Raw genomic sequence first — 15,240 nt, 5'->3', positions numbered from 1 at the left:
TAGGCCGAGCCTTCCGAACCGTTTCGATTGCCGCTCAAGCTGGCGCCAGCGCCTCGCTCAGGTAGTCGATCAGCACGCGCAGTTTCGGCGGCAGGTGGTGATTCTGTCGCCACAGCAGCCAGGCCGCGCCCTGGTACGAGCCGGTGTAGCGCCATTCGGGCAACACCTCGCGCAGACGGCCGTCGGCCAGCGCGGCGGCGGCGGTGAAATACGGCAGGCAGGTGATTCCCAGGTGTTCCTGCGCCCCCAGCAGCCGCGCCTCGCTGTGGTTGCTGATGTAGCGACCGCGCACCGTCACCGTTTCCTGCTGCTCGCCGCGGCGCAGGTGCCAGCGATTGTCTCCGGCCGTTTCCCCCAGATACAGGCAGCTATGGCGCAGCAGGTCCTGCGGATGCTGCGGCTCGCCGTGGCGTTGCAGGTAGTCGGGGCTGGCGCAGAGCAGCTGGCGCACCGGCCCGAGCGGCTTGCCGGCCAGGCCTTCGGGTGGGTTGTCGGTGACCTGCACCAGCAGGTCGAAGCCGTCCTCGATCAGGTCCGGGCTCTGGTCGCTGATCCGCAGCTGCACATCGACCTCGGGGTAGCGCTGCAGAAAGGCCGGCATCAACGGTCCTACGACGAACTTGCCATACGCCTTCGGCACGCTCAGGCGCACCAGCCCGCGTGGGCTGCGCATCAGCCGTTCGCCGATGGCGACGGCTGCGTCGGCCGCATCGAGCATATCCCTGCAATGCTGGTAGAACTCCGCCCCGGCCTCGTTCAGCCGCAGCTGGCGCGTCGTGCGTTCCAGCAGGCGCAGTGCCAGGGCCTGCTCCAGCCGGGCCACCTGGCGGCTTACCGCCGACGGTGTGCTGCCCAGCCGCCGCGCGGCGCCGGAGAAGCTGCCGGCCTCGACCACCCGCACGAACACGGCCATGTAGGGCAGCAGGGCTGCGCTGTCATTCGTTCCCATGTGGAACAGGTCCTGTGCTGTTTCGCTGGATTATCGACCGTGGCGGCAGGCCCGACAATCAGCGCCTGATTGGTGCGGGGATTCGAACATGAAAGGTACGTTGAGACAGGGGCTGTGGCTGGCCGATGGCATGCTGCTGATGGTGGCGCTGATCTGGGGCAGCAGCTATGCGGTGGCCAAGCAGGCGCTGCTGTTCTATCCGGTGCTGGGTTTCCTGGCGATTCGCTTCGGCCTGACCTTCGTCCTGTTGCTGCCGCAACTGCGCGGCGCCGGTCGCCAGGCGCTGCGCCCCGGTCTGCCGCTGGGGCTGGTGATGCTGGCGATCTTTCTCTGCGAGACCTGGGGCGTGATGCTGACCAGCGCTAGCAATGCCGCCTTCCTGATCAGCCTGTGCGTGGTGATCACGCCGTTCATGGAGTGGCTGCTGCTGCGCCAGCGGCCGCACAACACGCTGTTCCTAGCCTGCGCGATGTCGCTGGTGGGCGTCTGGCTGCTGACCGGCGGCCCGCAGCTGTCGCTCAATCTCGGCGATGCGCTGATGCTCGCTGCCGCGTTGCTGCGCGCGGTGCTGGTCTGCCTGACCCGGCGCCTGACCGCCGGTCAGGCGATTCCCGCGCTGGCGCTGACTGCGGTGCAGAGCGGGGTCGTTGCGAGCGGCTGTATCCTGCTCGGCTTGTCTTTGCCGGGCGGACTGCCGGCGCTGCCAGGGGAGCCGGCGTTCTGGTTCGCGGCGCTGTATCTGGTGCTGTTCGCCACGCTGTTCGCCATGTACGCGCAGAACCTCGCGTTGGGGCGCAGCAGCGCGACGCGGGTGTCGTTGCTGATGGGCTCCGAACCGCTGTTCGGCGCGATCATCGCCGGTCTCTGGCTGGGTGAACGGTTGGGGCCGATGGGTTGGGCGGGTGGTTTGCTGATCATGCTGGCAATGCTGTGCACCTTGCGGGCCGCACGTGCGCCGATGCCGGCCGCCAAAGCGCGATGCACGCGGATGCACGGGGAAATGCTCGGTTAGTCCCTGCCTTTGCCGATCTCGCCACCGATCATGCGGCAGACACCACCGGGGTAGGGTGGGCTTCAGCCCACCGACAACCCCGCGCACGCCACCCGCTGGTGGGCTGAAGCCCACCCTACGCTCCACCTGATCGGCTCAGTTTTCCTGCAGTTGAGTTTCCAGCTCGTCCAGCGCCGCCTGACGCTCGCCATCCTGCAGGCGGGCGCCGGGGTTTAGCGAGGACCAATCCGGATGGGCGCGGCAGCGATGCAGGGCTTCGGGCAGCTTGCCTTCGCGCCAGCCCTGATCCTGCGGCGTGGCCAGGCGAATGGCCTCGGTGGCGGCGTGTCCTCGGCTGGCGAGTGCGGCCAGCAACTGGCGCTGGCGCAGGGCGAGCAGGCGCAGCACGGCGTCATCGACGCTCAGCTCGCGCTGGCCCTTGAGCTTGCCGAGCAGGCGGTTGCCATAGTGTCGCGCGGTCTGCGCGCCGCCGCCGGCGATGGCGCCGAGCAGCGCCGCGGCGCCGAGGGTGATGCCGCCGACCATCAGGTCGACCCCGGCACCGGCGGCGGCGCCTGCGGCCATGCCGCTGCCGATCTTCACGCCCAGCTGCTTGAGGGTTTCCGGATTGAACAGGTCGTCGCCCCAGCGGCCGTCGAGCAGCGGCAGATCGCTGGCTGCCGCCTGCTCCTTGCGGAAGGCGTACAGGCGCAGCAGGGCCTCGACGCAGCGCTGTTCGCGGCCACGCACGGCGTCATGCAGTTCACGTATGGCGCCGCGCTCCAGCTCGGGCTGTGCGGCCACGCTGCGCCGGCAGGCGGCGACGTCCACCAGCAGCTCGGCGATCAGCCGCTGGCCGCTGACCAGGCGCGCCGCGGCCTGGGCTTCATGGTCCTCGATCAGCCGCTGCAGCTTGGGCCGTGCCTGTTCCAGCAGCAGCGCCAGGCTTTCGTACAGCCGGCGCTCACCATCCACGGGTGGCGCCACGCTGTCGAAGCGCACCAGCGCATGCAGGCCGAGGCGGGCCAGCGCCTGGCGCCACTCTTCCTCGCGATGTCCCGGCTGGGCGACGAAGTTGAGCACCGGCAACAACGGCTTGCCGCAGCCAGCCAGTACCGTCAGTTCGTCCTTGTACTTGGCCAGCACCGGCTCGCGGGCATCGATCACGTAGAGCCCGGCATCGCTGGCGAGCAGCTGGCGCAGCACCTTGGCTTCCTGCTCGAAGCGCTGGCGCGCCTCGCTGCCGTCGAGGAAGCGCGCGGTGCGCGCCGGGCCGTCGAGGCGTTCGCCGGGGCGTTCGACGCGCTCGAGGCAGTCGAGCAGGGCGATGGCATCTTCCAGGCCGGGTGTGTCGTACAGCTCCAGCAGCGCTTCGCCGTCCACCGACAGCCGTGCGCCTTCGACATGGCGGGTGGTGCTGGGGCGGTGCGAAACCTCGCCGAAGCCCGCATCACGGGTCAGGGTGCGCAGCAGCGAGGTCTTGCCAACGTTGGTGTGGCCGACCACGGCGAGCTTCAGGGCTTCAGTCATGTCCGCTCTCCAGCCAGCCCAGTGGCGTCGTGTTGGAATGGCGCAGGCCCAGGGTGTCCAGCGCCTGGTGCCAGTCATCCAGGCGCGCGCTGTCCAGCGCTTCGCCCGGCGGCGCCTGCAGCAGCCAGACCCGTGTGGCGGCGGCGCAGCGTGACAGTTCGCCGAGCAGCGCCAGCGTGCCGCGGTCCGGCGAGCGCCGCGGATCACAGGCAATGGCCAGGCGTGCCGGGGGAAAGCGGGTGAGCTGATCGAGCAGGCGTCGGCGCCCTTCGCGATCGTCGAGGATGCCGGCATCGGCGATGCTTTTGGGCAGGGCCGGCGGCCATGGGCGGTTGCCATCCAGTTCGATGGCCACCAGCACGGCGCCCTCGCTGCCGTCGAGCTGAGCGCCAGCGCTGGGCGCGTGCAGTTGGGCGGGCGCCGCATCACGGATGCCGAGGCGCTCGCTGGGCGGTTGCAGGCGTTCGCGCAGCAGGCGGTAAGCCGGCAGGTTCAGGTCGAGCTGCAACGCAGCACGGCCGTGGCGCCAGCGCCACAGGCTGAATCCGGCCAGCAGCAGTCGTGGCAGCAGGCCGTAGACCAGCAGTACGCCGACCAACCAGCCAGCCCAGCGCTGCCGGGCACCCTCCAGGTCGCCAGCGAGCGCGCCGCTGGCGCGGATCTGCTCGATATCCGGCACGCTGAAGCCGAGCAGGGCCGGCAGCGCGCCGAGGGCCTGGGTCAGGCCGACGAAGGCGCTTTCGCCGAGGATGGTGGTTTCCCAGACGAAGCCGTAGCGACGGGTCGCCAGCAGCGCGAGGAGGCTGAGCAGGGCGCTGACCATTGCCAGCAGCCATAGGGAGTGCACGCCTGTCCCCAGCAGCCAGCGACCGAGTCGGCGCTGGTGCAATACGCACAGCAGCGCTGGCGCCAGCTGCGCGGCGCGGGCGTCGCGGGCGAGTTTTTCGCTGAGCCAGAGCCACAGCCGTCCCAGCGCACCGCCGCTGTCGCCAGCGAAGAGCAGGCCGAGCAGCCAGCCGAGCAGGGTCAGCAGGTTCAGCCCGAGCAGGCTGCCGAGCGCCCAGAACACATTGACCGGTCGCTGCCCGTCGCCCAGTGCAGCGAAGGCCAGGCCGGCGCCAGTGAAGACCGCGAGCAATGCCAGTACGAACCCACCCAGGCGTGCGCCCTGACGCCAGTGCTGTAGCGCTTCGATCAGCCCGTCACGGCGTGCCAGCCAGAGTGCGCGCTGTTCGATCAGCGCCGCCAGGCCACCGCCCTGGGCGCGGGCCTGGCGATTGGCTTCTTCGTCCTCCAGCGGCCCGGCATGTTCTTCGCGCAGGCGCACGGCTTCGGTCAGCCAGAGGCGGTCGAGCATACTGAGATCGGGGCTGGGGCGGGCTATCACACGGCTTCTCGCAGGCGGGTCGAGCCCTGAGAATAACCGCTGTCGCGGCGAACGGGAAAACGGGGAGCCGTTGTGGCTTCCCCGCAGTGCTCGTCAGTCGGCGTTGCGAAGGCGCACGGCGATGTCCGGCTGATCGATGAACAGCCCGTCGACGCCGGCGTCGAGGAAGGCGCGGATTTCCGTTTCGATCCTGCCACGCTCGGCCGGCTGGTCGCTGCTGCGCAGGTCGGCCGGGAGGAAGGCGTTCTCCGCACGGAAAGTGTAAGGGTGGACCGCGAGCCCGACGGCGTGGGCGGCGGCGACGAAACCGGTCGGCGTGCCGAGGTTGCCGTTGGCATCGCGCGGGATGATGTAGCTCTTCTCCGGACCGACCCCCGCAGCGTAGCTGGAAATCGCCTCGAGCCCGGCTGGCGTGGCCATCTGCGCGTAGCTCAACTGGCTGCCGCGGACCTGCTGGTCGTAGGGCTGGCCGGAGCCGAACAGCTGGACCAGGCGCAGCAGGGTCAGGCGGCTGAGTGTCTTGAGGTTGTCCACCTCGAACGACTGGATGTACACCGGTGCCTGTCGGCCGGCATAGCCGTTGCGGGTGAGGATGCGCAGCAGCGGCTTCTCCATGGCCAGGCCGAGCTGCTGGAAATGCGTCGGATGCTTGGTTTCCAGATACAGGCCGATGCGCCGGCCCTGGCTGAGCTGCAGGGTTTTCACCAGGTCGATGATCTGCTGCAGGGTCGGAATCTCCAGGCTGCCGTCGAGGCGGGCATTGCCCGGGCGGATATCCGGGATGCGCTCGATGGCGCGCAGGGTCTTCAGTTCGGCGAGGGTGAAATCCTCGCTGAACCAACCGCTGAGGGTGACGCCATCGACCTGCTGGGTGCGCTGGCGCTCGGCGAACTCGGGGCGCTGCGAGACGTCGGTGGTCAGGCCCAGCTCGTTGTCGTGACGGGCGACGAGCTGCCCGTCGCGGGTCATCACCAGGTCCGGCTCGATATAGTCGGCACCCTGGAGCACGGCCAGTGCATAGGCGGCCAGGGTGTGTTCCGGCAGGTAGCCACTGGCGCCACGGTGAGCGATCACCAAGGGGGTCGGCTCGCCGCGCGCAGCCTGGTCTTTCGCGGCGTGTTCATCCACCGTAGCGAAGCCGGCCAGTGGAAGCAGCAGGCTGCAGGCGGCCAGCCAGCGGCGAAGGGAAGCGGTGCTCTTGCGGGCCATGTCGGCATCTCCTCGGGTTGGAATCCACAGCCTGGGCCCGTTGCATGACCGGACGTTGACGCTGCGCTGCCACCTGCGTTGCAGTGCGATGAAGCCGACGAACGGCCGGCGCTTCGGGAAGGTGCGACGCTCTGTTATTCTCGCCGCCATGAACCAGCCCCGTCTTCCCCTCGCCATGATCGCCGCCCTCGCGCAGAATCGCGTGATCGGCCTCGACAACCGCATGCCCTGGCACCTGCCGGCAGATCTCAAGCACTTCAAGGCCATGACCCTCGGCAAGCCCATCATCATGGGTCGCAAGACCTGGGATTCGCTCGGCCGCCCTTTGCCGGGCCGACTCAATCTGGTGGTCAGCCGCCAGCCTGATCTGCAGCTCGAAGGCGCGGAAACCTTCAGCGATATGGACGCTGCGCTGGTGCGAGCCGAGCAATGGGCGCACGAGCAGGGCGTCGCCGAGCTGATGCTGATCGGCGGCGCGCAGCTGTACGCTCAGGCGTTGAGCCAGGCGCAGCGGCTCTACCTCACGCGAATCGATGCGGCTCCAGAAGGCGATGCGTTCTTCCCTGCCTTCGATGAGAACGAATGGCGCTGTATCGACAGCCAGCCCCATCCGGCCGAGGGCGATGCCCCGGCGTATCGTTTCGAGACCTGGCAAAAACATAGCTGACCATCCTCTTCGCTTGATCGGCGCCAAATCCTTCGCGGGCCGCAGCTTCTATGCTGACCCGTCGCTGTCGTAACGAGAAATTCCATGCAACCTGATACATCCGACACTGCGGGCGCCGAGCGCGTGGCCGCGATCTTCGTCCGTCATCCGCTGTGGGAGGACGCTCTGGCGCTGCTCATAGGCACGGCGCTGGTCGCCCTCGGCATCGCCTTCTACAGCCATGCCGGACTGCTCACCGGTGGCACCGTGGGGTTGGCCTTCCTGCTCAAGTACCTGGCCGGCTGGTCGTTCGGCCCGGCGTTCTTCCTGCTCAACCTGCCGTTCTATGCGCTGGCGATCTGGCGCATGGGCTGGAGGTTCACCCTGCGCACGGTCTGCGCGGTTGGGCTGGTGTCGCTGTTCGCCGAGCTGACCCCGCAATGGGTGCGCTTCGCCGAGCTGAACGTGGTCTACGCAGCGGTGTTCGGCGGCTTCGCCATCGGCATCGGCCTGCTGATTCTGTTCCGTCACCGTGCCAGCCTCGGTGGGGTGAACATTCTCGCGCTGTTTTTGCAGGAACGCTTCGGTCTGCGTGCCGGTACCGTCCAGATGGGCATCGACGCGCTGATCGTGCTGGCGGCGGTGTTCGTCGTGCCGGCCGACAAGGTGCTGCTTTCGGTGGTTGGCGCGGTGGCGCTGAACCTGGTGCTGGCGATCAACCACCGCGCCGATCGCTACATGGGCGTCAGCTGAGGCTGATCAGTTCGACCTGTGCGTCGCCGTCGTTCAACTCCAGCAGCGCGAGGCTGATCGGCAGGCTGAAACGCCGCGGACCGGCGCTGCCCGGGTTGATGTAGAGCACGCCGTCGCGCCGCTCTACCTTCGGCTTGTGCGAGTGGCCGGCGATCACGACGTCGATGCCGGCCACACGCGGATCGATATCCAGTTGCTTGAGGTTGTGCAGCACGTGCAGGGTGAGGCCGCCGATGTGCAGGTCCAGCCGTTCCGGCAGAGGCAGGGCCCAGTCATCGCCGTCGATATTGCCGCGGATGGCTTCCAGCGGCGCGATGGCGCGCAGTCCGTCGAGTACCGCCGGCTTGCCGATGTCACCGGCGTGAATGATCCGCTGGCAACCGCGCAGCGCCGCCAGCGCCTCGGGGCGGAGCAGGCCATGGGTGTCGGAGATCAGGCCGATGCGCATGCGGGTGTATTCCTCTTGGTCGAGCCAGCCAGCATAGGCCATTCGACCTGCGGCCGCGCGCCGCGGTAGCCGCAATGCTGCGCGTGATGGCCACCGGGACGACACGGCCCGCAGCGCAAGCGGCGGGCCGTGTTCGGTTCCGAAGGTGCGGCGCGATCAACCGCTGGTGGTGCTGGCCGCCGCCATCTTGCTGGCGTTGCTGCGCGGCGCAGGCGGCGCGCCATGGTCGTCGGCACCGAGCACTGGCACCTCCTGGCCCTGGGCATCGAACAGCTTGCCGTCGTGGAAGTGGTCGCCATCGTGCAGCGCGGCGATGTCCTGATAGCGCAGGGTGCGTTCGCTGGCGGCGGCGAATACCGACTGCTGGTCCGAGTTGCCGGCCTTCAGGTGATTGAAGATCAGGTTCAGCAGGATCGCCATGATCGCCGCCGAGCTGATGCCGGAGTGGAAGATGGTCTCGAACCAGGCCGGGAAGTGGTGATAGAAGCTCGGCGCGGCGATCGGGATCATGCCGAAGCCGATCGAGGTGGCGACGATGATCAGGTTCATGTTGTTGCGATAGTCGACCTGCGCCAGGGTGCGGATGCCCGCGGCTGCCACGGTACCGAACAACACGATGCCGGCGCCGCCGAGCACCGCGGTCGGCACCGCGGCGATCAGCCGGCCCATTACCGGCAGCAGGCCTAGGGTGACCAGGATCAACCCGGCGGTGGCCACCACGTAGCGGCTCCTCACCCCGGTCACTGCCACCAGGCCGACGTTCTGGGCGAAGGCGCTCTGGGTGAAGGAGCCGAAGATCGGTGCCAGGCTGCTGGAGATCATGTCCGCGCGCAGGCCGTTGCCCAGGCGCTTGGAGTCGACCTTGGTGCCGATGATCTCACCGACCGCGAGAATGTCCGCCGAGGTTTCCACCAGGGTGACGATGATCACGATCAGCATCGACAGGATCGCCGCCACGTGGAATTCCGGCATGCCGAAATGCAGCGGCGACGGCATCGCCATCAGCGGGCCATCGAGCACGCCGGAGAAGTCGGCCATGCCGCAGAACACTGCGACCAGGGTGCCGATCACCATCGCCAGCAGGATCGACAGCCGCGAGATGCTGGCGCTGCCGAGCTTGCTCAGCAGTAACACGGTGGCCAGGGTGAAGGCGGCCAGGCCGATGTTGGCCATGCTGCCGAAGTCCGGCGCCTGGCTGTTGCCGCCCATCGCCCAGCGCGCTGCGACTGGCATCAGCGTCAGGCCGATGGTGGTGATGACGATGCCGGTGACCAGCGGTGGGAAGAACTTGGTGATCCGTGAGAACACCGGGGTGATCAGCAGGCCGATCAGCGAGGCGCCGATCACCGCACCGAGTACCGCGGGGATGCCCCCGGCACCGTCGCTGCCGATGATCGCGATCATGGTCGCCACGCCGGCGAAGGACACGCCCTGTACCAGCGGCAGCTGGCAACCGAAGAAGGGCAGGCCGATGGTTTGCAGCAATGTGGCCAGACCGCCGGCGAACAGCGAGGCGGCGATCAGCAGGCCGATGTCGGCGGACGACAGGCCAGCCGCCTGACCGACGATCAGCGGCACCGCGACGATGCCTCCATACATGGTCAGGACGTGTTGCAGGCCGTAGGCCAGGTTGGCGACGGTACCGAGGTTCTCGTCTTCCGGACGCTTCTCCGAAGGGGTGCTTGCGGATGGGACTGTCATGCTGGAGTTCTCGCATTGTTCTTGTACGAACAATGTAGACAAAGAGTTGGTAGATTTACCAGCAATTTGTATACAAATTTAACCGAAAGAAGTGTGCGGGGAATGGGTCGAATATTGGAGGGATAGTGCGCGATCGCGCAGCTTTGGAGGCGAAAATCCTGTTTCTGGATTAGATTCGCTCGACGAATGGTAGGCCGGACGGGCCACCGAAACGCTTATATCCGCCTTTGCTTTGAAACGACGAGCCCGGCTTTTGCCGGGCTCGTATCGGGAGAGGCAGGCCTGCCTTCAGCCGTCCAGCAACGCCTTGTTGCGCACCGCGCCCTTGTCGGCGCTGGTGGCAAGCAGGGCGTAGGCCTTCAGTGCCGTGGTCACCTTGCGCGCACGTGGTGCAGCGGGCTTCCAGCCCTTCTTGTCCTGCTCGATGCGGCGATGGGACAGCTCTTCATCACTGACCTGCAGTTGGATGCTGCGGTTGGGGATGTCGATCAGCACCTTGTCGCCGTCCTGGACCAGACCAATCGCGCCGCCTGCGGCCGCTTCCGGCGAGGCATGGCCGATGGACAGGCCCGAGGTGCCGCCGGAGAAGCGGCCGTCGGTGAGCAGGGCGCAATCCTTGCCCAGGCCCTTGGACTTGAGATACGAGGTCGGGTAGAGCATTTCCTGCATGCCCGGGCCGCCCTTCGGGCCTTCGTAGCGAATGATGACGATGTCGCCAGCCTTCACTTCGTCGTTGAGGATGCCCTTAACGGCGCTGTCCTGGCTTTCGAAGATCTTCGCCGTGCCTTCGAACACATGGATGGACTCATCCACGCCCGCGGTTTTCACCACGCAGCCGTCGAGGGCGATGTTGCCGTAGAGCACCGCCAGACCACCTTCCTGCGAGTAGGCGTGCTCAACGCTGCGGATGCAGCCTTCGGCACGGTCCAGGTCCAGGGTGTCCCAGCGGGTCGACTGGCTGAATGCCGTCTGCGTCGGGATACCGGCCGGGCCGGCCTTGAAGAAGGTGTGCACCGCTTCATCCTGGGTCTGGGTGATGTCCCACTGGGCAATGCCCTCTGCCATGGTCCGGCTGTGCACGGTCGGTACGTCGGTGTGCAGCAGGCCGCCACGGGCCAGTTCTCCGAGGATGGAGAAAATGCCGCCGGCACGGTGCACGTCTTCCATGTGGTACTTCTGGATGTTCGGCGCGACCTTGCACAGCTGCGGCACCTTGCGCGACAGGGCGTCGATGGCGCGCAGATCGAAGTCCACCTCGGCTTCCTGGGCAGCGGCCAGCAGGTGCAGGATGGTGTTGGTGGAACCGCCCATGGCGATATCGAGCGTCATGGCGTTCTCGAACGCACGACGGCTGGCGATGTTGCGCGGCAGCACCGACTCGTCGCCTTCGCCGTAATAACGCTGGCACAGCTCGACGATGGTGCGGCCGGCGCGCAGGAACAGCTGCTCACGGTCGCTGTGGGTGGCCAGGGTCGAACCGTTGCCGGGCAGCGCCAGGCCCAGTGCTTCGGCCAGGCAGTTCATGGAGTTTGCGGTGAACATGCCGGAGCAGCTACCGCAGGTCGGGCAGGCGCTGCGCTCGTATTCGGCGACCTTCTCGTCCGAGGCGCTTTCATCGGCGGCGATGACCATGGCGTCGACCAGGTCCAGGCCGTGGCTGGCCAGCTTGGTTTTGCCGGCTTCCATCGGACCGCCGGAGACGAACACCACCGGAATGTTCAGGCGCAACGCGGCCATCAGCATGCCGGGGGTGATCTTGTCGCAGTTGGAGATGCAGACGATGGCGTCGGCGCAGTGGGCGTTGACCATGTATTCGACCGAGTCGGCGATGATCTCGCGGCTCGGCAGCGAATAGAGCATGCCGTCGTGGCCCATGGCGATGCCATCGTCGACCGCGATGGTGTTGAATTCCTTGGCCACGCCGCCGTGCTTTTCGATCTCGCGGGCGACCAGCTGGCCCAGATCCTTCAGGTGCACGTGGCCGGGCACGAACTGGGTGAAGGAGTTGGCGATGGCGATGATCGGCTTCTTGAAGTCTTCGTCCTTCATCCCGGTGGCACGCCACAGCGCGCGGGCACCGGCCATGTTGCGGCCATGCGTGGAGGTTTTCGAACGGTAATCGGGCATGACGGTTCCTGCGGCTAAATTCGGTTATGGGGTACGGCGAGCGTCTTCAGAGGGCGGATCGCCGCTCGGTATTGACTGCATGCCTGACGGGATCGCCGTCGGTGCAGCATGGGCTCAAGGTTACGCCGGGGATGCCTGGCGAGGAGATGGCCGATTCTACGCCCGGTAGGGGGGAGGCGAAAGGCTGCCTGGCATGTGTGCGGTTATGGCGGATACCTGCAGGAGGCAGATGGACCATGTGACGCGAGTCAAGCTGGTTTCAGCTGCTGTGCGTCAGGTCGCTTCTGTCTTTGTGCGCGAGGTTCTGGATGGCGGTGACGACACGCTGGGCGCCGGCGCGGATACCCTCGATGGCCTGCCCCGCCTCGTGAGCCAAGAGCACGCCCTGATCCACTTTCGCGCAGCTGTCACGCATGCTGGCGACAGCATCCTGGGCTAGCTCGTGGTTGTGTGTGACGACCTTGACTATTTCCTCGGTGGCGAGTGTCGTGCGAACGGCGAGATTGCGAACTTCGTCAGCGACTACGGCGAACCCTCGCCCCTGTTCGCCGGCGCGAGCGGCTTCGATGGCGGCGTTGAGGGCGAGCAGGTTGGTCTGGTCGGCGATGCCGCGAATGGACTGGACAATGGTCTTAATGGCATCGGACTGCTGGCTCACCGCCGCAATACGTTCTGCTGCCTGATTCAGCTCAATGGCTATGCCTTGGACCACATCGACGGTGCTATTGACAATTCCGGCACCGGCGCGGGCTTCGGCATCCGTCTTTTGCGCGGTTTCATAAGCGAGGTAGGCTGACTCGGACTCTGCCTTTTGTGCCAGCACATTGGCGGTAATGTCGGCGGCGAATTTGACGATCTTGTAGAGTTTCCCCCGTGTGTCGAATACGGGGTTGTAGCTCGCTTCAAGCCAGACTACTTGGCCATGGCGGTTGCGTCGTTCAAAGCGGCCGCTGACATATTGGCCACTGTTGAGTTGTTGCCAGAACTGTTGATATCGATGGCTGTCTGCTTCCCCCTTCGCACAGAACTTGCGGTGGTGTTGCCCCATGATTTCCTGCTTGCTGTAACCCATCACGCTTAGAAAGTTCTCATTGGCGGCGAGCACCTCACCAGCCGGATTGAACTCGATCACGGCCATTGAGCGGCTGAGTGCCGCAATCATCGCATCCTGTTCATGCTGTTTAACGAGGCTGGTAGTGATGTTCGTGGCGAGCTTGATGACCTTGGCAACCTGGCCGTTGGCATCGTGGATGGGGTTATAGGTCGCTTCGAGCCAGACATCTCGCCGCTGGCTATCCAGCCTTAGAAAGCGTTCGCGAATAAATTCGCCTTTGGCCAGGCGCGCCCAGAATTGTTGGTATTCACTGCTGTTGGTCAGCGCTGCTTCGCAGAAGAGGCGGTGGTGCTGCCCGACTATTTCTTCCAAGCGGTAGCCCATGGTCTGCAAGAAGTTAGCGTTGGCGTGCAGAATGGTGCCGTTGGGAAGAAATTCGATGATGGCTTGCGAGCGATCGAGCGTCTCGCGTAGTGCAAGCGCATCAGTCAGCTCTTTCTTGCAACGAGCCAGCTCATTTTTTAATGCCGCGCTGAACAGAATCATGTCGAGAGCTCCAGGGGGGCGCTGGTTACTTGTTCGCACTGGGTAGTGCAGTTGTATTCACGACTACGCGCCGGTGCATGGGGCCCGGTGGTTCAGGCGTTCAGGGACGCTCGCTCCTGAGTATGTAAGCCGGAATGTGCTCAAGAGCGATTTCACGACCGATGCACCGAGTTTCTTGGCTTCCTTTGGCATACCGTAAACCACGCAACTGGCTTCATCCTGGCCATAGGTGGTGGCGCCCGCATCGCACATCTCACGCAACCCGCGTGCTCCGTCGTCGCCCATGCCGGTCATGATAATGCCGGTGGCATTTGCGCCTGCGGCACGAGCAGTTGAGCGAAACAGTACGTCCACGGAGGGCTTGTGCCGGCACACCGGCGGGCCGTCGATGATATCGACAAGGTATTGAGCCCCGCTGCGCTTGAGTAGCATATGCCTCCCGCCGGGAGCAATCAAAGCTCGGCCCGGTATCACGCGGTCATCGTGACGAGCCTCCCGCACTTCGATCTGGCACAGGCCGTTGAGACGGGTGGCGAGCTACGGGCGCTGGCGGCTTGGCCGACCTCATGGGGACGAAAAACTGCTTCTCCGGTCCGGATGCGGCCTGACCCGTCGGCGCTGTATCGCTTAGCTGTTGGGCAGGATGCGGCAGGTGATGCTCTTGATATAGCGCGTCTCGGGAATCGCCGGATGCACCGGATGATCCGGCCCTTGCGCGCCGCGTTCGAGCAGCTGGATGTTGCGGTCCAGATGCCGGGCGCTGCCGAGCAGAATGTTCTGCAGATCGTCTTCGGGCAGATGCATCGAGCAGGATGCGCTGACCAGGATGCCATCCTTGTTGAGCAGACGCATGGCGGCTTCGTTGAGGCGGCGGTAGGCGGCCTCGCCGTTCTTCAGGTCCTTCTTGCGCTTGATGAAGGCAGGCGGGTCGGTGATGACCACGTCGAAGCGCTCTTCGGCGTTCTTCAGTTCCTTCATCGCTTCGAAGGCATCGCCCTCGACACAGGTCATCTTCTCTGCGACGCCATTGAGCGCGGCGTTGCGCTCGACGCCGTCCAGGGCGAACGCGGAAGCATCGACGCAGAACACTTCGCTGGCACCGAAGGCGGCGGCCTGCACGCCCCAGCCGCCGATGTAGCTGAACAGGTCGAGCACGCGCTTGCTGTTGACGTAGGGTGCCAGGCGCGCGCGGTTCATGCGGTGATCGTAGAACCAGCCGGTTTTCTGGCCCTGCATGACCGGGGCTTCGAACTTCACGCCGTTCTCCTCCAGCGCCACCCATTCGGGGACCACACCGAAGGCGGTATCGACGTAGCGCTCCAGGCCCTCGGCATCGCGGGCGCTGGAATCGTTCTTCCACAGCACGCCGCGGGGCTTGAGCACCTGTACCAAAGCCTCGAGCACGGCATCCCTGTTGCGCTCCATGGTCGCCGAGGCGAGCTGCACGACGAGGATGTCGAAGAAACGGTCCACCACCAGTCCGGGCAACAGATCGGAATCGCCGTAGACCAGGCGGTAACAGGGCTGCTCGAACAGCCGTTCGCGCAGGCTCAGGGCGACCTTGATGCGGTGCACCAGCAGCGACTTGTCCAGGCTGTGCTTGAGATCGCGTGACAGCAGGCGCGCGCAGATCAGGTTGTTCGGCGACACGCCGACGATGCCCAGCGGCTTGCCGCCGGCGGCTTCGAGGATTGCCTGGTCGCCGGCGGCGAAGCCTGACAGCGGTGTGGCCGCGGTATCCACCTCGTTGCTGTAGACCCACAGATGTCCGGCGCGCAGGCGGCGATCGGCATTGGCTTTTAGGCGCAGGCTGGGCAGGGTCATCGGCAGGGCTCCCGGAAAAAGACGGGCATTCTAAACGAGAGCGGCTCGCTGCAAGCTGCAAGCGGCAAGAAAAAA

General features: G+C 65.8%; 12 protein-coding genes and 1 pseudogene. 3 read left to right on the top strand and 10 right to left on the bottom strand.

All coding sequences use genetic code 11. The features are described 5' to 3' along the window. Nucleotides 1–34: 34 nt before the first annotated feature. On the bottom strand, nt 35–949 hold the full coding sequence (locus B597_RS31775; protein WP_003295276.1) for a LysR family transcriptional regulator: 915 nt from the start codon (nt 947–949) through the stop codon (nt 35–37). An 88-nt stretch (nt 950–1,037) separates the two neighbouring features. Between B597_RS31775 and B597_RS31770 the strand changes: the two genes are divergently transcribed. After that, nucleotides 1,038–1,961, top strand: coding sequence for a DMT family transporter (locus B597_RS31770; protein ID WP_024161864.1), 924 nt, complete (start codon nt 1,038–1,040; stop codon nt 1,959–1,961). A gap of 135 nt (nt 1,962–2,096) precedes the next feature. Here the strand turns inward: B597_RS31770 and B597_RS31765 are convergent, their stop codons facing one another. From B597_RS31765 to B597_RS31755, 3 genes are all read right to left on the bottom strand, one after another. Next, nucleotides 2,097–3,470 (bottom strand): DUF3482 domain-containing protein, encoded by a 1,374-nt coding sequence (locus B597_RS31765; protein WP_024161863.1) that lies wholly within the window; start codon nt 3,468–3,470, stop codon nt 2,097–2,099. Further along, on the bottom strand, nt 3,463–4,857 hold the full coding sequence (locus B597_RS31760; RefSeq protein WP_024161862.1) for a DUF2868 domain-containing protein: 1,395 nt from the start codon (nt 4,855–4,857) through the stop codon (nt 3,463–3,465). The genes B597_RS31765 and B597_RS31760 overlap by 8 nt, the downstream gene beginning before the upstream one ends. A gap of 93 nt (nt 4,858–4,950) precedes the next feature. Continuing rightward, nucleotides 4,951–6,066, bottom strand: coding sequence for a glycerophosphodiester phosphodiesterase (locus B597_RS31755; RefSeq protein ID WP_003297135.1), 1,116 nt, complete (start codon nt 6,064–6,066; stop codon nt 4,951–4,953). A gap of 148 nt (nt 6,067–6,214) precedes the next feature. Between B597_RS31755 and B597_RS31750 the strand changes: the two genes are divergently transcribed. Continuing rightward, the gene (locus B597_RS31750; protein ID WP_024161861.1) at nt 6,215–6,733 is read left to right on the top strand and encodes a dihydrofolate reductase; all 519 of its coding nucleotides are present in this window, start codon (nt 6,215–6,217) and stop codon (nt 6,731–6,733) included. Nucleotides 6,734–6,817: 84 nt separating this feature from the next. Next, entirely contained in the window at nt 6,818–7,465 is a 648-nt protein-coding gene (locus B597_RS31745) for a YitT family protein (protein WP_003297137.1), read from the top strand. Here the strand turns inward: B597_RS31745 and B597_RS31740 are convergent. The 6 genes and pseudogenes from B597_RS31740 to B597_RS31715 all read right to left on the bottom strand — a co-directional run bounded on the left by B597_RS31740 (nt 7,458) and on the right by B597_RS31715 (nt 15,165). Then, nucleotides 7,458–7,913, bottom strand: a complete 456-nt coding sequence (locus B597_RS31740; RefSeq protein WP_024161860.1) for a metallophosphoesterase family protein — start codon at nt 7,911–7,913, stop codon at nt 7,458–7,460. The two genes, B597_RS31745 and B597_RS31740, sit on opposite strands and share 8 nt — an antisense overlap. 156 nt (nt 7,914–8,069) lie before the next feature. After that, complete coding sequence (locus tag B597_RS31735; RefSeq protein WP_003297140.1) at nt 8,070–9,614, bottom strand: nucleobase:cation symporter-2 family protein; 1,545 nt, start codon at nt 9,612–9,614, stop codon at nt 8,070–8,072. A gap of 288 nt (nt 9,615–9,902) precedes the next feature. Beyond that, a complete protein-coding gene (gene ilvD, locus B597_RS31730; RefSeq protein ID WP_003297141.1) occupies nt 9,903–11,741 on the bottom strand; it encodes a dihydroxy-acid dehydratase in 1,839 nt (612 codons plus the stop codon). 259 nt (nt 11,742–12,000) lie between these two features. Continuing rightward, a complete protein-coding gene (locus B597_RS31725; protein WP_003297143.1) occupies nt 12,001–13,341 on the bottom strand; it encodes a methyl-accepting chemotaxis protein in 1,341 nt (446 codons plus the stop codon). Nucleotides 13,342–13,441: 100 nt separating this feature from the next. Continuing rightward, nucleotides 13,442–13,875: pseudogene (locus B597_RS31720) on the bottom strand (chemotaxis protein CheB); the annotation flags it as partial. Between the two features lie 93 nt (nt 13,876–13,968). Next, the gene (locus B597_RS31715) at nt 13,969–15,165 is read right to left on the bottom strand and encodes a class I SAM-dependent rRNA methyltransferase (RefSeq protein WP_003297147.1); all 1,197 of its coding nucleotides are present in this window, start codon (nt 15,163–15,165) and stop codon (nt 13,969–13,971) included. Between the last annotated feature and the right edge of the window lie 75 nt (nt 15,166–15,240).

Origin of the sequence: Stutzerimonas stutzeri KOS6 (assembly GCF_000307775.2) — a bacterium.
GTDB classification, from domain to species: domain Bacteria; phylum Pseudomonadota; class Gammaproteobacteria; order Pseudomonadales; family Pseudomonadaceae; genus Stutzerimonas; species Stutzerimonas stutzeri_B.
This window is presented reverse-complemented; position numbering and strand designations above follow the sequence as displayed.